The organism is Streptomyces malaysiense (genome assembly GCF_000980885.2).
In the GTDB taxonomy this organism is placed as follows: domain Bacteria; phylum Actinomycetota; class Actinomycetes; order Streptomycetales; family Streptomycetaceae; genus Streptomyces; species Streptomyces malaysiense.
The window spans coordinates 1-19,552 of the sequence record NZ_LBDA02000100.1 but is presented as its reverse complement, the minus strand read 5'-3'; the positions used below and the strand labels follow the sequence as shown (position 1 = coordinate 19,552).

Here is a 19,552-nt window from a genome sequence, read left to right as displayed (position 1 = left end):
GACCGGCGTCCGTCCGGTCCGGACTCCGGTGTCAGGAGCGCTCCCAGAGGTAGAAGCGACGCGCCATCGCGTCCTTGGGGGACCTCCAGGTCTCCGGGTCGTACGCGCTGACGTATGCCGTCAGCCGTTCGCTGACGCCCCGGAACTCCGGGTGTTCGGTGACCTTGGCGATGGCCGGGCCCGGTTCGCGCTCGGACTCGATGAGGTGCATGTACACATCGCCGAACTGGAAGAGGCTGCGCCGGGTGACGCCCACGAGGCGGGGCAGCTCCCCCTGGTCGGACTCCTCGAAGATCTTCGCGATGTCGGGGGCCGAGCCCGGGGCCATCCGGGCGACGATCAGGGCCTGGTGCACGGTGCTTCCCTTCCGGTGCGGTGGCGCTCAGTCGGCGAGCGCCGGGGCGGGCCGGTGTCCGGCGGCGGCCTTCTCGATCTTGTCGCGGATCAGGGCCATCTGGACCTTGGAGTTCTTGTTGATGTTGTCGGTCATCCAGTCGTCGTCGACCGGCGCCTCCGGCTTCATCGCGAAGTCCTGGGTCCACACCATGCGAGTGCCGGCCGGGACCTCCTCGTAGGCCCAGTGGATGTCCATGTGGGCGAAGGGACCGGTCTCCACCCGGCGGGCCCGGACGGTGCGGGTGGCGCGGTCGGGCTCGCGCTCGGAGACCCAGCTCCAGACGGTGCCGTTCTCGTCCGGGTGCATGGTGAGCCGGAAGGTGGTCTTCTCGCCCTCCCGCTCGAGCACCTCGACGGACGCGTACTCGCTGAACAGCTGGGGCCAGCGCTCCAGGTCGTTGGTCATGTCCCAGACCAGGTCGAGCGGGGCCGCGACGGTGATCTCGTTCTGGGTGTGTCCTGCCATGTCAGGCTCCTGCCATCAGCGTGTTGTTGACGAGGTTGAGGAACTGCTGCGGGGTCTTGCAGCGCTCGGCGTCCACCGGCATCGGGGTGCCGTGCTCGTTCTCCAGCTCGCCCACGATGCCGAGCAGGCCGAGCGAGTCGACGCCGAGGACGTCGAAGCCGGTGTCCGGCTTGTCGTTGAGCTGCTGGGGGCTGACGGTTACCCCGGCCGCCTTCTTCATGAGGGCTGCGAGTTCTTCGACGGTGATCTTGGACATTGCTCTCCTCCTTTGCTGTTCACCGCGCGCTGGGGTGCCGCAGCACCAGCGCCGAGTTCGACCCCATGAGGCCGCGGCTGAGGACCAGCGCGGTGCGCGGTTCGCCGACCCGGGCGCGGCCGGTCACGAGGTCGAGGTCGTGGCAGACGTCGTGGACGTTCGGGGTCGGCGGGATCAGTCCGTGCTCCATCGCGAGCACGGCCGCCGCGGTGTCCAGCACCGGGGCCGCGCAGTAGCCGCGGCCGGTGCCGGTCTTGGGCGCGGTGACCGGCACCCGGGTGCCGTGGGCACCGAGGGCGTCGGCGATGGCCAGCGCCTCGGCCCGGTCGGCCGCCGGCACCCCGAGGGCGTCGGCGAAGACGACGTCGACCTCCTCGGGCGCGCACTCGGCCTCGGCCAGCGCCTGCCGGATCGCCTGGGCGAGACCCGCGCGGGACTCCGCCCAGCGGGAGGCGCCGGTGAAGGTGGCCGCGTGCCCGGCGACGTAGGCCCGGATGTCGGCGCCGCGCTCCCGGGCGGCGTCGGCGGCCTCCACCACCAGCATCGCGCCGCCCTCGGCGGGCACGAACCCGCACGCGTCCTTCGTGAACGGCCGGTAGGCACGCCCCGGTTCGCCCTCCCGGCTCAGCTCCTCGTAGCCGAGCTGGCAGACCACCGAGTACGGCGCGAGCGGCGCCTCGGTGGAGCCGGCCACGATCGCGTCGGTGCCGCGCCGCACCGCCCGTGCCGCGTGCGCGAGGGCGTCCAGACCGCCCGCCTCGTCGGAGGCGACGACCGAGCAGGGCCCCTTGAAGCCGCGGCGGATGGAGACCTGGCCGGTGCTCGCGGCGTAGAACCAGGCGATGGACTGGTACGGCCCCACGAACCGGCTGCCCTTGCCCCACAGCCGCTGGAGCTCGCGCTGGCCGAACTCGCCGCCGCCGGAGCCCGCTGCGGTGACCACGCCGATGGAGTACGGCGACTGGTCGGTGTCGGCCTGCCCGAGCCGGGCGTCGGTGAGCGCGAAGTCGGCCGCGGCCATGGCGTAGTGGGTGAAGCGGTCGGTCTGGACGAGGAACCGCTCCTCGATGGTGTCCGCCGCGTCGAAGGCGCGGACCTCGCCGGCCACCTTCAGCGGCAGGCGCTCACAGCCCTCGCGGGTCACCCGGTCCAGGACGCTGAGTCCCTCGTGGGTGGCCTTCCAGAAGGTGTCGGTGCTGATGCCGTTGGGCGCGACCACGCCGATGCCGGTGACGGCCGCACGCCGGTCCTGGGGTTCGCTCATCTCGTCCTCACTCCCTCGGCCGGGTCAGGATCACCGCGGACTGGAAGCCGCCGAACCCGCTGCCCACGGAGAGCACGCTGGTCAGCTTCCGCTCGCGGGCGGTACGCGGCACGTAGTCGAGGTCGCATTCGGGGTCGGGGGTCTCGTAGTTCGCGGTCGGCGGCACGGCCTGCTCGGCCAGGGCCAGCACGCAGGCGACCAGTTCGATGGCGCCGATCGCCCCGAGGGAGTGGCCCACCATGGACTTGATGGAGCTCATCGGGGTGTCGTAGGCGTGCTGTCCGAGCGCCCGCTTGACGGCCGCCGTCTCGTGGCGGTCGTTCTGCCGGGTGCCGGAGCCGTGCGCGTTGACGTAGTCGATCGCCGTGGGGTCGAGCCGGGCCTGGTCGAGGGCGGTCGAGATGGCCCGCGCCATCTCCAGGCCCTCCTTGGTCAGACCGGTCATGTGGTAGGCGTTGCCGAAGGTCGCGTAGCCGCCGAACTCGCAGTAGACGTGTGCGCCGCGGGCCCGCGCGTGCTCCAGCTCCTCCAGGACGAGCACCGCGCCGCCCTCGCCCATGACGAAGCCGTCACGGTTGTTGTCGAAGGGCTTGGAGGCGTGCGCGGGGTCGTCGTTGTTCGGTGACGTGGCCTTGATCGCGTCGAAGCACGCCATGGTGATGGGGGATATGGGCGAGTCCGACGCGCCGGCTATGCAGATGTCCGCCCGGCCCTCCTGGACGGTGTGGAAGGCGTATCCGACGGCGTCCAGACCCGAGGTGCAGCCCGTGGAGACGGTCTGCACCGGCCCCTGGGCGCCGAATCGTTCCGCCACGGCGGAGGCCGCGGTGCTCGGGGAGAACGCCCGGTGCAGCTGGGGCCGCGCCCGCTCGTGGTCCACGTCCCAGCGCTCGCCGCCATGGCTGACCAGCACGTAGTCGTTTTCCAGGCGGGTGGTGCCGCCGACCGCGGTGCCCACCGACACCGCGATCCGCCAGGGGTCCTCCCGCGCCAGGTCGAGCCCGGAGTCGCGGACCGCCTCGTCGCCCGCGACCAGGGCGAACTGGATGTAGCGGTCCGCCCGTTCCGCCTGCTCGGCGTCCAGGCCGTGCGCCGCCGGGTCGAAGTCGCACTCGGCGGCGATCCGCGAGCGCAGCTGGGAGGGGTCGAAGAAGGTGATGCCCCGCGTCGCGGTCCGGCCGTGCGCGAGCAGATCCCAGAAGGCGGGGGTGCCGATGCCGCCGGGGGCGACGATGCCTATGCCGGTGACCGCCACGCGCCGGGTCATGACCTGACCCCTCCGCCGTCGGCGCCCGCCCCGGCCGGCTCGGTCAGCACCGCGGCCGCGCCGATCACCGACGTCTCCTCGGTGTCGACGTGCCCGAGCTGCGGGCGCGGCGCCAGCGGTCCGAGGTGGAAGACCATCCGCGCCTCCACCTTGCCGACGTTGCGGAACCGGTGGCGCATGTCGATGGGGATCATCAGCCCCTGCTCCGGGCGCAGCACGTGCGGCTCGCCGTCCAGGTCGACCTCCAGCTCACCGCAGACGACGTAGACGAACTCCTCGGAGTAGGGGTGGTAGTGCTCACCGATGCGGTCGCCGGGCTGCACGATGGCCACACCCATGAAGCCGCTGGTGGAACCGACCGTGGCCGGGGTGAGCATGGCGCGCAGATCACCGCCGCGCCGCGTGTTGGGCTCGACCTCGCTGAGGTCCACGATTCTCGGACGGGGTTTGATCACGACGTTCCTCCGGTGGATGTGATCGTGCTTCGGTGGGTGTGACCGGGCTTCGCCGGGTGTGATCGGATCTCCGGGTGCGGCCCGCCGCGAGCGGACCGGCGCTCAGACCGCCGGCGAGCGGCGGTCGGTGACCAGCTGCATGCGGGCGGCCTCGCCGGCCAGCAGCTCGCGCAGCTCGGCGGCCCGCGCGGGGTCCCGGGGCAGCGGGTCCACGTCCGCGCCCTCGGCGGCGAGGTCCACCAGCCGCACCACGACGTCCTCGCGCTCGAAGACGGTGCTGCGCAGCACCTGGCTCGACGGGTCGTCGTGGGACGCCGAGTCCGCCTCGGCGAGCAGCTCCGCGAGCTTCATCCCGCGGCCCGTCTTCGCCGGGTAGTACAGGGCCCGCCGGGTGCCCTCGGGCCGGTCGTCCGCCATCACATGGTGCACGGCCGGCAGCGCCGCCCGGGTGAAGAACATCCGGGCCGACTCCTGGTCGTTCAGGTCCCGGTCCTGCTCCAGGTAGGGGTTGATGGCCTCCTCCACGGCCCGCACCTCGGGCGAGCGCGACACGTGGCGCAGGGCGGCCAGCAGGTCGCCCCGCACCTCGATGGCGCGCACCACCCGGTTGCCGTGCATGAACAGCGAGGTGCGCAGGAGCCGCGTGGAGTCGTCCACCCGCGGCTCGGGCGCCGTGTAGTCGGCGAGCAGCCTGGCGACCTTGTCCTCGGTGCCCGGCTTCACGGTGAAGGTCAGCGCGTGCCGGATCACTCCGTCGCCGATGCGCACCTCCGTCTGGAGCCGGCCCCGGGCGGGCGCGTCGGTCTCATAGGCGCGGCCCGTCTCGCGGACGATGTGGAAGCGCAGCGAGCGGGTGTTGCGCACGCAGGAGTGCAGCGGCTCCACCATCCGCACGTGCTCCTCGCTGTTCACCCAGGTGAGGAACGGCGGCGCGCTCTCCCACTCGCTGGTGATGAGCCATTGGGATGGATTCTCGATGGACTGGCAGAGTTGGTCGCTGACATGGCCGGGCACCGACGCAACCTGGTTGCAGAGCTGCTCGTACGCCTCCAGGAACTGCTGCTGCGCGCCGTCGAAGACATCGACCAGCAGGACGACCCGGAGCCGCGAGCCGTCGAACACGGACTGGGAGACACGCTTCGACGCGTCGCGCGCCGGTGCTTCTGACAGACGTTCAGAGGTGGTGGTCATGGTGCGGACATCTCCTTGGCGGGGGATCTCGGGTGCGCCGGTCACCGCCGTGACGCGACGTCAGCGCTTCTTGATCCTGTGCCTGCGGCCGTGAGCCCGCGACTCGTAGGAACCACGCGGGTGATCCCGTGCACAAATGGCCCCAACGACGGCGATACCGGGCATGAGACTCGCAGGCGCCTTGTACGCACCCCTGCCTCTGGAGGCTCGATGCATCACACAGCCGACCACCGGGTTCCCGTCCTCATCGTGGGCGGCTCTCTGGTGGGCCTGTCCACATCCCTGTTCCTCGGCCGCCTCGGCGTGCGCCACATGCTGGTGGAGCGGCACTCCGGGACCTCGCACCACCCGCGCGGACGCGGCAACAACGTCCGCACGATGGAACTCTTCCGGGTGGCCGGCATCGAGCCGGACATCAAGGCGGCGGCCTCACTGCTCGCCGACAACCACGGCATCCTGCAGACCCCGGCCCTGGCCGGCGAGGCCGGCGAGTGGCTGTTCAAGGAGATCGACCCCGGCGGCGGCCTGCGCAGGTTCAGCCCCACCACCTGGTGCCTGTGCAGCCAGAACGACCTCGAACCCGTCCTCGTGGACAGCACCCGCGAACTCGGCGGCGACCTGCGCTACCACCACGAGATGGAGTCCTTCGAGCAGGACACCGACGGGGTGACCGCGATCGTCCGCGACCGCTCCACCGACGAGCGCTACACCGTCCGGGCCGACTACCTCGTCGCCGCCGACGGCCCCCGCAGCCCTGTCCGCCGCGCCCTCGGCATCGGCCAGAGCGGCCCCGGCGAGCTGTTCGCCAACGTCAGCGTCACCTTCCGCTCCACCCGCCTGGCCGGCGTCGTCGGCGACCGCCGCTTCATCTGCTGCTACCTCACCCACCCCGACGCCGACGGCGCCCTGCTCCCCGTCGACAACAAGGAGCGCTGGGTCTTCCACGCCCCCTGGCACCCGGAACTCGGCGAGTCCCTTGAGGAGTTCACCGAGGAGCGCCTGCAGCGGCACATCGCCGCTGCGGTCGGCGTGCCGGACCTCGATGTGCGGATCACCGGAATGGCGTCATGGCGCGCCGCCGAACGGGTCGCCGACTCCTACGCGCGGGGCAGGGTCTTCCTCGCCGGCGACTCCGCCCACGAGATGTCCCCCACCGGCGCGTTCGGCTCCAACACCGGCATCCAGGACGCCCACAACCTCGCCTGGAAACTCGCCGCGGTCCTCGACGGCTGGGCCGGTCCCGCGCTCCTCGACAGCTACGGCGCCGAGCGCCGCCCGGTCGCCGTCGCCACCAGCGCCCGCGCCTCCGCCCGCTCGGTCGAGCACAGCCACCCCGGCTTCGCCCCCGCCCCCGGGGTCGGCGGCGCCAAGCGCGGCGGCATCCTCAACGTCGTCCTCGGCTACCACTACCCGGACGGCGCCGCCGTCGGCACCGACCCCGGGGCACCGGTCGTCCCCGACGCCCTCTCGCTCACCGGCCGCCCCGGCACCCGCGCCCCCCATCTGTGGCTGCGCCAGGCCGCCCGCCGGCTGTCCACCCTCGATCTGTACGAGCGCTCCATGGTGCTGCTCACCGACGCCCCGGACGACGCGGGCTGGTACGACGCCGCCCGGCGGGTCGCCGCCCTGGACGGGGTACGGCTCGACGCCTACCGGATCGGCCCCGGCGGCGACGCCGACCTGATGTACGACACCGAGGGCGACGACTGGGCCGAGCTGCACGGCGTCGGCACCGACGGCGCGGTGCTGGTCCGCCCCGACGGCTTCGTCGCCTGGCGCGCGCAGGGCGCCTCCCCCGACCCGCAGGCCGCCCTCAGGGATGCGCTGGGGGCCGTACTGCGCAAGGGGTGACCCGCGCGGGCGGCGGCTCGGCGCAGCCCGCGTCCCCGGCCGAGGAGAGTCGGCCGGGGACGCGGGACCGGTGTCACGCGGACGGGCGGATCACACGTAGTTGAAGCCGCCCGCCACGGTGGTGCTGCCACCGGGCGTCGTGACCACCACAGGCACGTTGCCCACGGTACCGGCCGGCGTGACACCGGTGACGATGGTGCCGCTCGGATCCACCACGACACCGGTCGCGGCCACACCATTGAAGGTCACCGAGGCACCCGCGAGGTTGCTGCCCGTGATGGTGAACAACGTACCCCCGGCGCTAGAGCCGCTGGTCGGCAGCAGCGAGACGGCCACCGGCGGAGCCGCGACATAGGTGAAGCCCCCCGCCACGGTGGCGCTGCCGGCGGGCGTCGTGACCACCACCGGCACATTGCCCGCGGTACCGGCCGGCGTGACACCGGTGACGATGGTGCCGCTCGGATCCACCACGACACCGGTCGCGGCCACACCGTTGAAGGTCACCGAGGCACCCGCGAGGTTGCTGCCCACGAGGACGAACGGGGTACCCCCGGTGGTCGGACCGGTGACCGGCACCAGCGAGACGGCGACCGGCGGGGGCGGCGCGACATAGGTGAAGCCGCCCGCGACGGTGGCGCTGCCGGCGGGCGTCGTGACCACCACAGGCACGTTGCCCGCGGTACCGGCCGGCGTGACACCGGTGACGATGGTGCCGGTCGGGTCCACCACGACACCGGTCGCGGCCACACCGTTGAAGGTCACCGAGGCACCCGCGAGGTTGCTGCCCACGATGGTGAACGGCGTACCCCCGGTGGTCGGGCCGCTGGTCGGGAGCAGGGAGAGCACGACCGGCCCGACGGGCGCCAGGTAGGTGTACATGGCCGGGGCACTCGTACCGCCCGCGTTGGTGACGACGACCGGCACGGTGCCGGCGGCGTGGGCCGGCGCCGTGACGATGATGAGCAGTCCGATCGGGTCCTGGAACAGGATGCTCGCGGGGGTCCCGCCGAACGTCACCGAGGAGGCGTTGGCCAGACCGGACCCCACGATGAGGACCAGGTTGCCGCCGCCGGCGGGGCCGGACATCGGGACGAGGGCCCCGATGGTCGGGGTGCTCGGCGGGAAGGGGAAGGGGAACCCGGGGGGAAAGCCGGGGATCTGCGAAACGGGCGTGGACATGGAGTTTCCTCCTCATCGAAGTGGCTGGAGCACACACGCAAACGGGACGCTCGCCCACGGCGGCGCCGTGTACCGGGCGGCCGGGAACGGGGGATCCGTGATGCCCGCACAGCGGCTCGAAGAGAGGCGGACGGCTCGCACGGCGGCTCCCGGGACGTGGTACGGGGCCGTCCGCCGACGGGTGCCGTCACATCGCGGCACCGACGGATCCGGTTCCTCCACGGGATGCCGTCCACGGGGAACGGCAGGCTGTGAGCGCCCTGCCGTCCGCGGTGTCGTCCGCAAAAGGTCATGCGGGAAACCGCAGGCCGCCAGCCCCGGGAAGGGATGGGCGGCCCACCGTTTGGGTGTATCCAGTACCGCATAAGGCTGTATCGCGCATCAACGGAGCTGACGCCGATTCACCCGTTCGCCGTAACGGGCCATGTGCCGGGGCACCGGGAGCCGGCAGCTCCTGACCATGGGAAAGGGCGCCTGAGCAGGGAGAAGTCCCCTGTGGCGCCCTTGCCCCCGACCGGAGTCGCACCGGACGGGGCATCAGTCACGGATCACTCAGGCCAGGTTGACGGTGGCCCACATCGTTCTGGTGCCGTCCGCGCCCCTGCGTGTGCCGAGCACGCCCGCGTAACTGGCGATGATCTCCAGACCCCGGCCGAATCCGGAGGTGTTGTGCCAGTGCTTGCCGGCGGACTGCGTGCCCTGGTCGCGCACCTGGATCCGGAGGTGGTCCTTGTTCCTGCGCAGGCTCATGGTGATCATCGCGCTGCCGGTGTGGACGATGGCGTTCGTGGCGAGTTCGGTGCTGATCAGCAGGACGGTGTCGAAGACGTCCTCGTCGGCGATGCGCTGCTGGGCGAGCCAGGAACGAGTCAGGCTCCGGCAGATCGGGACGGCCCGGTCCATGGCCGGGAGGCTGAAGGTCGCGGTGCGGGACCGGGGCCATAAGGTGGCCAGCGCCCGTGCGACCGGGGTGTCGGGCCATCGGTCGATCTCTTGCGGGGACAGCGTGACACGCGCGCAAACACGTGGGGTCGCGGACATGACTCTCCTGGTGCTCGTGAAGGGGCACCGCGGAGGGAAGGCGCTGGTGCCCCCGGCGCTGCGCGGCAACGCCGAGGACGCGGGTGAGTGAACTCCCCCCGCGCGGGGCCGGGAGGCAGAGCGCGGCGCTGTGGTCCGAAGCGCGGTACGGGACGACGGCGCACACGCAGCCGTCGTTCTCCGCTCCTCCCCGTACGTTCCTCACCTCCGGCGGCGGCCCTCTCTTGGGCGAGAGACGGCGAAGCCGCCGCACCTTCCCGGAGCGGCGGCCAGAAGTCAGGCGTCAGCCGACGCCGACACCGGCGCCGGCTGACGATCCAACTTCTCTCTGGGGGTGCCCATCGTGGCAGCCCCCTCCTTCGGGGGCCGCCATCAAGCCGACGGTCCCCTGGGGTTGAGCAGCCACTCCCCCGGAGAGGACGGGCAGCCCACCGTTGGATGTAACCGTTATCGCCGAGCTGTCATGTGGCGAGCAACAGCTGACTGCGGACTAGCACCCAAATGGCCTACTCCAGTGTGATTGGAAATTCGTTCCTGCGTATCGGGGGCAGGTCGCGAGCAGCGGGCCACGAGATGCCGGTCGGGCGCGGACGACAAAGGGAGTAAAGTCTTCAGGGAAGTAGCTTTCCGGATGCCCGGAGGAATCGAGCGATTCACCTCCCCCGCACCGGAACGGCCGAGCGGGCCCGGGGGCGAAGTCCCCATCGGGCGGGGCGAGTTCATGCACACATGAGCGGGATGAACGCGGCGAAGGCACAACTTCCAGCTCAGGACGCATATTTCGGGCCCGGACCAGCCGTACGGTCGATCTTTTGTCAGCACACATACATTACTGCGTTCGAGTGATACCGTGCGGCCACTCTTGAGATGCCGCGCACAGCCGTTGCTCCATTGTATTTACGAACCGGCGGGCCGCCCATCCCTTTCCGGGGACGTGACTGCTACCCGTTCCGGTCGTCACTCCAGACGCACAAGTTGCGCGGCGGCCAGGTGATTTTCATTTCCAAAGCAGGCCGTCCTTCGGAAAGACACGGGACCACTCCCGTCGACTTCGTCGCCAATGAGCGCACGTGTCATCTCTCCAAGGAGTGCCAGCATGTTCCGTCCTCGCATCACAGCCGCCGCCGTCAGCGTCGTCATGGCGGCCGGCGCCGCCGTGGGTATCGCTCCCGTGGTCCTGGCGACCCCCGCGGCCGCCGCCGCCTCGACCTGCGTCAACGACCTGACGAGCGCGCAGACGTCCAACAACGCCGCGATCACCGCCGACCAGGCCAGCGACACCCAGACCGCGCGCACCCACAACCTGTCCACCGCCGTCTCGCTCGTCGCGGCCCTGGGCGACTGCCTCACGCAGCCGCAGGTGGTGGAGGCCAACATCCTCACGGCATCCGCGACCAACGCCACCGCCGTCGTGTACAACCTGCTCGGAGCGTCCAGTTCCGCCCTCAGTTCCGAGCAGGCGACCGCTGCCGCGATCACCCAGGCGCTGGCCAACGCGTCCTGATCGCCTCCCGTACCGGGCGCCCGTGACAGGGCTCCCCCTCACCCCGGCGTGAGCCGGGCGAGCCGCCGCCGGACCGTCGCGTCTTCGGTCCGGCGGCGGCCGGGCCGACGGCAGGCCCCGGCGCCACCGCCCGGCGCGGCCCGCGACGGGCCGTCCACCCGATGCGCCGGAGCCCGCGCCGCCCGGCCGCCGTTCACGCCGCTTCGGCCGTGCCGCGGCCCGCGACCGCGGCACGGTACGCGCCCTCATCGGGCGACAAGCGGCGGACCCTTCGATCCCACGGCGAGGTCAGCATGCTGCACGCCGCATTTTTCCGTTCCCTGTGCCGGGTCGGCCGCATGGCCTCCCGCTTCCTGTTTCCCGTCCTTTCCCGCATGCCGCCCCTGAGCGGGATCGCGAACTCCCCGCGCAGACACTCGTGCAGGCGCATGTGCACATGCCGCGGTGAACCCAATGGGACGGAACGGGGGCGCTGATCGCGCCCCTTCATCAACACCACCACCGGAGGTGGACATGCCGAACACCACTCGGGTGATGCTTTCCGGAGGTCCCGACTGGATCGACATTCCCGCCGTATGGGAGGTCCGATCCCTGGAAATCGAGCCAAAAATCAAAATCCTCTGCGGTAACGCCTATGAACACTTCGAGTTCTCCGGCTCCTACTCCATGCACAACGGCCACCGATTGCCCGTGTACCGCTGGTGCCGCCGCACTTATGTGGCCGAATAACCAAGTCCCATGTCTCTGAAAGGAAAAGCGCGATGACCAAGGAACTGAAGTCGAGGGGTGGCTCGTGAGGCGGCGGACCGGTGGACGGGGCTGTGACGCCGTGGTCACCGGAATCGGACTGTGTCTGCCGGGAGCCGGATCTCCGGTGTTCACCGCGGACGACCTCTGGCAGGTCGCCTCCACCGGAACCTCGTGCCTCGTCAACAACGGTGTCTACTACGGCGGTGTGAACCTCCCCCGGCAGACATTCGAGGAACACGTCCCCGACATCCCGGAGTTCTTCTCCCGTCACTACACGGATGCCCACCGCTTCGGCCTGATGTCCCTGGCCCAGGCGTGCGCGGACGCCGGCCTCGACGTCCAGCGCGATCTCCAGGACGCGGCCATCCTGGTGGGCCGCGGCGGGGTGGACGCCAACATCGACAGCTATCTCGCCGTCATGCGGGCCGATCCCGCGACCTATCCGGTCGCCGAGGCGCTGGAGCTGTTCGTCGCGGCGGAGCAGTCCGTCACCCCCTCGGACGTCGCGCTGGTCCAGGGCGGGCTCACCCGGTCGAGGGGCGCCAACTTCACCGTGTCGTGCGGCTGCGCGTCCTCCGCGCTGCAGATCGGCAACGCCCAGCGCATGATCGCCTCGGGCGAGGCCGACATCGCCGTGGTGACCGGCGTCGACGTCTTCAGCGTCACGCTCATCCGCAACATCCAGCGGCTGCTCACCGGGGCCCAGCAGACCTACGAGGCCATGCGCTCCGAGGACATGCCCAGCCTGCTGCCCTCGTTCGACGCCCTGATGCGTCCGTACGACCGGCGGGCCGACTGCATCAACCACGGCGAGGGGTCCGCGACCGTCGTCATCGAGAGCCGCGAACACGCCTTCGCGCGCGGGGCTCGCCTGTACGGCCGGATCCTGTCGCAGACCACCACACGCGACGGGCTCTCCAACCCGCTGGCCTGCGAGGAATCCGGGAAGGCGCTCGTGTCGGCGGTGCGCCGGTGCCTCGGGGACACCTGGGACATCTCCGATGTGCCCTACGTCCACGGCGGCAGCGACGGCAATGTCGTGGTGACGACGTTCGAGGCGAACGCCGTCCGGGAGCTGTACGGCCCCGCCTCGCGCGATCTCCTCATGACCTCGCAGGAAGGTTGCTTCGGCCACAACGGCGCCCCGGCCGGCTGCCTGGGCGTGGCCCTCACCCTCCTGATGATGAACCACGGCCAGGTGTGCCCCACCGCCAACTGCGAGGAGCCGGCGGACTGCCTGACCTTCGACCCGGTTCCGGGGACGACACCCCGTGCCCTCGACTTCGACTACGCCCTCAGCTTCAACTACCAGGTCGGAGGCGTGAAGAGCGCGATCCTCCTCGGCGGCCCGGAAGTCTGAGCGCCGCCGCCCCATCCCGTTCCGGTGCGCCGGGCCCGCCCACCGGGCGGCGCTCACCGGGCGGCGCTCACCGGGCGGCGCTCACGCCGTACCGCCCGTTCCGCGCGGACGGCGCGCACCCTTCACCTCCCCCGTGATCGACAAGGAGACCCCCGTGGTCAACGACAAGCACGGGCCTCGGCCCGCGAACGCACCCATCGCCATCGTCGGCATCGGCTGCCGGCTCCCCGGGGACGCCGACTCCCCGGCCGCCTTCTGGCGCTTACTGGTGAAGGGCCGCGACGCGGTGGGGGAGCCGCCGCCCGGCCGTGAGACGACCATCCTCGGGGACGGAGCACCGGCCGGCACGCTCTCCCGGTTCACCCGGGGCGGCTATCTGAAGGACGTCTCCCGTTTCGACGCGGACTTCTTCGGGGTCTCGGGTCGCGAGGCCGATGTCCTCGACCCGCAGCACCGCCTGCTGCTGGAGGTCATCTGGGAGGCCCTGGAACACGCCGGGATGCCTCCCGACCGGCTCGCCGGCTCCCCGACGGGGGTCTTCACCGGACTCAGCTACAACGACTACATGGATCAGCTCGCGGGACAGCCGACCGAGTTGGAAGGATCGATCCTGACGAACGGCCACTGCGTCGCCGCGGGCCGCATCTCCTACCTCCTCGGCCTGCACGGCCCCAGCATCGCCCTCGACACCGCGTGCTCGTCCTCCCTGGTGGCCTTCCACCTGGCCTGCGAGGCGCTGCGCCGCGGGGAGTGCGACCTCGCCCTGGCCGCCGGCGTCACCCTCATGCTCGCCTCCCGCATCACCCGGTCCTTCGTCAGGATGGGCATGCTCTCCCCCACCGGGCACTGCCGCACCTTCGACGCCGGCGCGGACGGGTTCGTCCGCGGCGAGGGCTGCGGCGTCGTCGTCCTCAAGCGCCTCGCCGAGGCCCGCCGGGACGGCGACCGCATCCTCGCCGTGGTCCGCGGCTCGGGGGTGAACCAGGACGGCCGCTCGGACGGCCTCGCCGCGCCCTCCGCCGCCGCCCAGCAGGCCCTCTACCGCTCGGTGCTCTCCCGCGCCGATGTCGACCCGGCCCAGATCTCGCTGATCGAGGCCCACGGCACCGGCACCCCGGTGGGCGACCCCGTCGAGTTCGCCAGCCTGGCCGCCGTGTACGGCAACGGCCTCTCCCCGTGCGCCCTCGGGTCGGTGAAGACCAATCTCGGCCACCTGGAGCCCGCCGCGGGCATCACCGGACTCATCAAGACCGTCCTGTGCCTCCAGCACGGGACCATCCCCCGCAACCTGCACTTCACCCGCTGGAATCCGGCCATCGAGGCGGACGCCACCCGATTCTTCGTCCCGCTCACGGACACCCCGTGGCCGGGCAGACAACCGGTCAGGCTGGCCGCGGTCTCCTCGTTCGGCTTCTCCGGCACCAACGCCCACGTCATCCTCCAGGAGCCGCCGCCGGCCACGCGCCGTACCGGCCTTCCCGCCCCCCGGCGGCCCAGGACCGCGCCGCCGGAGGTGATCGTGGTCCCGGCGGGTTCCCACCGCGCCCTGCCGGCCGCCGCCCGACGGCTGGCCGACTGGCTGGAGACGGACGGGGAGAACGTCCCGCTGCGCGACGTCGCCCACACCCTGGCCCTGCGTCGCAGCCCCGGCCGCGGGCGCCTCGCGGTCGTCGCGCGTTCCCGCGGTGAGACCGTCGAGGCCCTGCGCACGGCCGGGAACGGCCTGCACCACGCCGCCCTCGTGTCCGGCACCGCCGACGTCACCGCCCCCCGGCGGCCCGTCTGGGTGTTCTCCGGCCAGGGCTCGCAGTGGGCGGGCATGGGCCGGGAACTGCTCGCCCACGACGCGGCGTTCGAGAAGGCGCTGACCGACGTCGACAAGCTCATCCGCGCCGAGGCCGGGTTCTCCGTCCTGGAGCTGGTCAAGGCCGGAGAACCCGTCACCGGGTGTCCGAGGGTGCAACCAACCCTGTTCGCACTGCAGATCGCGCTGGCCGCGGCCTGGCAGGCACACGGAGTGCTGCCGGCCGCCGTCATCGGCCACTCCATGGGAGAGGCCGCGGCCGCGGTCGTGGCCCAGGCCCTCACGCTCGCCGACGGGGTGCGCGTCATCTGCCGCCGGTCGGCGCTGCTGGAACGGATCGCCGGCACGGGGGCGATGGCCAGTGTCGGCCTGGACCGGGCCGGGGTGGACGCCGCCCTCGCCGACGCGGGGGCCGACGGGGTGTCCGTCGCCGTCCTGGCCGCGCCCGGCACCACGGTCGTCTCCGGCGACGCCGGCCAGATCGCCCGGCTGGTCGACCGCTGGGGACGGCAGGGGATCGCCGCCGTACCGATCGCGGTCGACGTCGCCTCCCACAGCTCCCACGTCGAACCGCTGCTGAGCGATCTGCGCGAGGCCCTGCTCGGCCTGTCCCCCCGCACGCCGCGGATCCCGTTCTACTCCACCGTGTCCGAGGACCCGCTGCGGCCACCGCTCCTCGACGCCGACTACTGGTGCGCCAACCTGCGCCGCCCGGTCCGTTTCCAGCCCGCCGTGGCCGCCGCCGCACAGGAGCGGCACAAGGTCTACATCGAGGTGTCACCGCACCCCGTGGTCACCCAGTCCCTCGCCGACAGCCTGGCCCCGCTGGTCCCCGACGCCGTGGTCCTGCCCACGCTGCGCCGCGCGGAGGACGAACCGGCCACCTTCCGCACCCAGCTCGCGGCCCTCCACTGCCACGGCGGCACGGTCGACTGGTCCGCTCTCTACAACGGCGGAAACCTGACCGACGCCCCCACCATCGCCTTCGACCGCGCCCACCACTGGGCCGCCGGCCGGGCGGCGCCCGCCGAGGCGAGCGGGCTGCCCGGCCGGCACACCGAGATCCCCGGTGACCAGGTCCGCCACTCCTGGCGCGCCACCGATCCGGCCGACCGGCTGCCCTGGCTCCGCGATCACCTCGTGCACGGCACCGCCGTCCTGCCCGGCGCGGGGTTCTGCGCCCTCCTGCACACCACGGCACAGACCGCACTGGCCGATGTCACCGAGCCCACCGACATCGACCTGATCGACATCGACTTCCACGATCTGCTGCCCCTCGACGGCGCCCCGGAGATCAGCACCACCCTCACCCTCACCACCGGTGACCAGGCCGCCTGCGAGGTCCATTCCCGCAATCCCGACGGCTCCTGGCAACTGCACGCCACGGCCATCGCCCGGCACGTCCTCGCGGCGGGCGACGCCCGTGCGGCGTCCCTCTCCGAACTCGCCCGCAAGCACCCCGTCCCCCTCGATCCCGCCGAGCTCTACGCCGGACTGCGCGCCTGCGGACTGGAACACGGACCCGCCTTCACCGGTATCACCGAGCTGAGCACGACGCGGCGCCGGGACAGCTTCTGGGCGCGGATCGAGGTGCCGGCCACGGCCCGTACCCCGGAACACGGCCTGAGCGTGCATCCCGTCCTCCTGGACCTGTGTCTGCAGTTGCTGGTCGCCGGCTCCGGCCGCGGCACCGCGCCCGGAGCGATCCTGCCGGTGCAGGTGCGCCGACTGCGCCTGCTCGGCGACCCCGGCCGGGCCGTGCACGCGCACGCACGGGTCACCGAGAACAGTGACCGGGCCCTGGCCGGAGACGTCCGCGTCCTGGACGACGGCGGCCGGCCGGTCCTGGCCCTCGACGGTGTGCGGTTCGTCCGGCGCGCGCCGGCCGAGGACGCCCCCGTCGACCAGTGGTTCATGGAACTGGGCTGGCACCGGGTCCCCCACCCCCGCGCCATGGCCTCCGCGCCCGGGGACTGGCTCGTGGTGGGCGAGGGCGACGGCGAGGCGGAACGTCTCGCCACGCTCCTGCGCACCGCCGGCGCCCGGGTCGAGGTGCGGGAGAGCCCGCTGGACTCCGAAGCGCTCGGCACCTGGGCCGAGACCTTCGGCGGGTACCTGACCGCGGGCGGTCGCGGCTGGCGAGCCGTCGTCCTGCTGTGCGGCACGCCGTCCGCCCACCCCGTCGACGGCGCGCAGCAACGGGCACGGCGGCTGCTGGCCCTCGCGCAGGCCGCCGACGAGCACGGCCGGGACGCGCGGGTGTACGTCGCCACCCGGCACGCGTACGCCGTCACCGCGGACGAGAAGGGGCACCCCGCGCACGGCACGGTGCGCGGGGTGACGCGCGTCATGGCCGTCGAACAGCCCCGGCTGCGCCCCACCCTCGTCGACACCGATCCCGGCGAGGAGGGCCTGCGCACGCTGGCCGCGGAACTCCTCGCCGACGCGCCGGAGGACGAGATCGCCCTGCGGGACGGCGTCCGGTACGCCGCCCGGATCGCGCCCGCCCCCGTCACGGCGGGCGAACACACCGCCTGCTCGTCCCGGAGGGTCCGGTACGGCGAGGACGGATTCCGGCTGCGCGTCGGACGGCTCGGCGACATCGGCAGCCTGGAACTGGCCGCGACCGGCCGCCGGCAGCCCGGCGCGGGCGAGGTCGAAGTGCGCGTCCAGGCCGCGGGGCTCAACTTCCGCGACGTCCTGACCTCGCTGGGCATGCTCGGCTCGGAGCCGGCCGCCGCCTACCGCATCGGCTTCGAGTGCGCCGGCACGGTGAGCGCCGTCGGCTCCGGCGTGCACCACGTACGCCCCGGTGACGCGGTGCTCGCCGTCCAGCTCCAGGGCGGCGCCTTCGCCTCCTTCGTCACCGTGCCGGCCTCCGCCGTGGTCCCCGCGCCGCGGCAGCCGGCACCCGCCACGGCGGCGGGTCTGCCCACCGCGTACCTGACCGCCTGGTACTCCCTGCACCACATCGCCCGGCTCGTTCCCGGTGAGCGGGTACTGATCCACTCGGCCACCGGAGGCACGGGGCTGGCCGCGATCGAGGTCGCCCGCATGCTGGGCGCGGACGTCCTGGCGACGGCCGGCTCCGAGGAGAAGCGGCGGCATCTGCACGGGATGGGTATCCGCTGCGTGATGGACTCCCGCACCCTGGACTTCGCCGAGGAGACCCGCCGGGCCACCGACGGCCAGGGAGTCGACGTCGTCCTCAACTCCCTGGCGGGCCCGGCCGTCCGCGCCGGTCTCCAGAGCCTGCGGCCGTTCGGCCGCTTCATCGAGCTGGGCGTGCGCGACATCATGGCCGACGCCGCCCTCAAGCTCGGCCCGATGCGGCACAACATCAGCTTCAGCGCCGTCGACCTCATCGAACTCCAGCAGCGGCGCCCGGACTTCTTCGCCGTCGTCCTGCGCGAGGTCATGGACCACGTCGCCGCCGGACGGCTCAAGCCCCTGCTGTGCACCGAGTATCCGCTGGACCGGGCGGCCGACGCCTTCCAGCTGATGGCCCGTGCCGGTCACCTCGGCAAGGTCGTGCTGACCGTACCGGACCGCGGAGAGACCGAGGCCGTCCTGCCGGACGGGCCGCCCGTCGTACGCCCCGACGGCGCCTACATCGTCACCGGGGGGCTGGGCGGTCTCGGACTGGCCACCGCGCGCTGGCTGGCCGAGCGGGGCGCGGGGCGCATCATCCTCAACGGCCGCCGCCCGCCGTCGCTGGAATGCGCGCGCACCATCAACGAACTGTCCGCGGACGTCTCGGTCGTGCTCGGCGACATCGCACGGCGCGGCACCGCCGAACGCCTGGTGGAGGTCGCCTCGAAGGGCGGCGTCCCCGTGCGCGGGATCGTGCACTGCGCCATGGTCCTGGACGACGCCGCGCTGGCCACCGCCCGCGAACACCAGCTGAAGCGGGTGTGGGCCCCGAAGGTCACCGGTGCCTGGAACCTGCACAAGGCCGCGGCGGACCAACGGCTGGACTGGTTCGTTCTCTACTCCTCGATGAGTTCCCTCCTGGGCAATGCCGGACAGGGCACCTACGCGGCCGCCAACGCCTGGCTGGACTCCTTCGCCACGTGGCGCACCCGCAACGGATGGCCCACCCTGGCCGTCGACTGGGGGCCATGGGGCGAGACGGGACAGGCGACCGACTTCGCCGATCGCGGATACGAGACGATCCCCACCCGTGAGGGCTTGGCGGCTCTGCACTCCCTGCTCACCCACCGGCGGGTGCAGACCGCGGTGATCCCCGGCCTCCCCCGCACCTGGATCCCCCGGGGGGCGGCGCGTTCCAGCCTGTTCGCCCTCCTCGCCGCGGAGGGCGCCGCTCCGGCTCCCCGGGAGTCCGCGCCCGAGGCCGGCGGCTCGGACATCCGCACCCGGCTCCGGGCCCTGCCCGCGGGCATCGCCCGGCAGACGGAGCTGGAGAACTACCTGACCGACCACATCCGGGCGATCCTGCGCACGGGCGGCACCACGCTGGACCCGCACACGCCGTTGCGGTCCCTCGGTTTCGACTCGCTGCTGGCCACCGAGCTGCGGATCCGGCTCGACACCGAACTGTCCGTCCGGCTGGCGAGCAACTTCGTCTGGCAGCACCCGACCGTCGCCTCGCTCGCCACGGCGCTGGCGGCCCGCATGGGCCTGGACCCGCAGGAGGACCCGTCGCCCTCGGACGCCTAGATGTTCTGTCCCGGGAGGTTGTGGACGGGTGAGCCAGGTCTCGGCTGAGGGATCTTGAACAGGTGAGGGCCTCCCGGGCCCGGTCGTG

The 19,552-nt window shown here is 72.2% G+C and carries 14 protein-coding genes; 5 read left to right on the top strand and 9 right to left on the bottom strand.

What is annotated here, in order from left to right; genetic code table 11:
• Positions 1-31: 31 nt before the first annotated feature.
• From VT52_RS32145 to VT52_RS32115, 7 genes are all read right to left on the bottom strand, one after another.
• The gene (locus VT52_RS32145; RefSeq protein WP_046422176.1) at positions 32-355 is read right to left on the bottom strand and encodes a TcmI family type II polyketide cyclase; all 324 of its coding nucleotides are present in this window, start codon (positions 353-355) and stop codon (positions 32-34) included.
• Positions 356-382: 27 nt separating this feature from the next.
• Positions 383-862: an SRPBCC family protein gene (locus VT52_RS32140; RefSeq protein WP_046422177.1), complete on the bottom strand. Its 480-nt coding sequence runs from the start codon at positions 860-862 to the stop codon at positions 383-385.
• A gap of 1 nt (position 863) precedes the next feature.
• Positions 864-1,118, bottom strand: coding sequence for an acyl carrier protein (locus VT52_RS32135; protein ID WP_046422178.1), 255 nt, complete (start codon positions 1,116-1,118; stop codon positions 864-866).
• A 19-nt stretch (positions 1,119-1,137) separates the two neighbouring features.
• Positions 1,138-2,382 carry a ketosynthase chain-length factor gene (locus VT52_RS32130; protein ID WP_046422179.1) on the bottom strand — a complete coding sequence of 415 codons (1,245 nt, stop codon included), beginning with the start codon at positions 2,380-2,382 and terminating at the stop codon, positions 1,138-1,140.
• Between the two features lie 7 nt (positions 2,383-2,389).
• Complete coding sequence (locus tag VT52_RS32125; protein WP_046422180.1) at positions 2,390-3,649, bottom strand: beta-ketoacyl-[acyl-carrier-protein] synthase family protein; 1,260 nt, start codon at positions 3,647-3,649, stop codon at positions 2,390-2,392.
• Positions 3,646-4,104 carry a cupin domain-containing protein gene (locus tag VT52_RS32120; RefSeq protein ID WP_046422181.1) on the bottom strand — a complete coding sequence of 153 codons (459 nt, stop codon included), beginning with the start codon at positions 4,102-4,104 and terminating at the stop codon, positions 3,646-3,648. The genes VT52_RS32125 and VT52_RS32120 overlap by 4 nt, the downstream gene beginning before the upstream one ends.
• 102 nt (positions 4,105-4,206) lie before the next feature.
• A complete protein-coding gene (locus VT52_RS32115; protein WP_046422182.1) occupies positions 4,207-5,295 on the bottom strand; it encodes a SchA/CurD-like domain-containing protein in 1,089 nt (362 codons plus the stop codon).
• Positions 5,296-5,505: 210 nt separating this feature from the next.
• Between VT52_RS32115 and VT52_RS32110 the strand changes: the two genes are divergently transcribed.
• On the top strand, positions 5,506-7,146 hold the full coding sequence (locus VT52_RS32110) for an FAD-dependent oxidoreductase (protein ID WP_046422183.1): 1,641 nt from the start codon (positions 5,506-5,508) through the stop codon (positions 7,144-7,146).
• A 90-nt stretch (positions 7,147-7,236) separates the two neighbouring features.
• Here the strand turns inward: VT52_RS32110 and VT52_RS32105 are convergent, their stop codons facing one another.
• Together VT52_RS32105 and VT52_RS32100 are read right to left on the bottom strand one after the other, a co-directional pair.
• Positions 7,237-8,325, bottom strand: a complete 1,089-nt coding sequence (locus VT52_RS32105; RefSeq protein WP_079175420.1) for an IPT/TIG domain-containing protein — start codon at positions 8,323-8,325, stop codon at positions 7,237-7,239.
• Between the two features lie 552 nt (positions 8,326-8,877).
• Positions 8,878-9,228, bottom strand: a complete 351-nt coding sequence (locus tag VT52_RS32100) for an ATP-binding protein (protein ID WP_046422184.1) — start codon at positions 9,226-9,228, stop codon at positions 8,878-8,880.
• Between the two features lie 1,234 nt (positions 9,229-10,462).
• Here VT52_RS32100 and VT52_RS32090 point away from each other — a divergent pair.
• The 4 genes from VT52_RS32090 (at position 10,463) to VT52_RS32075 (ending at position 19,464) form a co-directional block, all read left to right on the top strand.
• Positions 10,463-10,870, top strand: a complete 408-nt coding sequence (locus VT52_RS32090) for a hypothetical protein (protein WP_046422186.1) — start codon at positions 10,463-10,465, stop codon at positions 10,868-10,870.
• Positions 10,871-11,383: 513 nt separating this feature from the next.
• Complete coding sequence (locus tag VT52_RS36360) at positions 11,384-11,599, top strand: DUF5988 family protein (RefSeq protein ID WP_046422188.1); 216 nt, start codon at positions 11,384-11,386, stop codon at positions 11,597-11,599.
• Between the two features lie 100 nt (positions 11,600-11,699).
• Positions 11,700-12,980, top strand: coding sequence for a beta-ketoacyl synthase N-terminal-like domain-containing protein (locus VT52_RS32080; RefSeq protein WP_276207994.1), 1,281 nt, complete (start codon positions 11,700-11,702; stop codon positions 12,978-12,980).
• A gap of 133 nt (positions 12,981-13,113) precedes the next feature.
• Positions 13,114-19,464 (top strand): SDR family NAD(P)-dependent oxidoreductase, encoded by a 6,351-nt coding sequence (locus VT52_RS32075; protein WP_338059212.1) that lies wholly within the window; start codon positions 13,114-13,116, stop codon positions 19,462-19,464.
• Positions 19,465-19,552 lie beyond the last annotated feature (88 nt).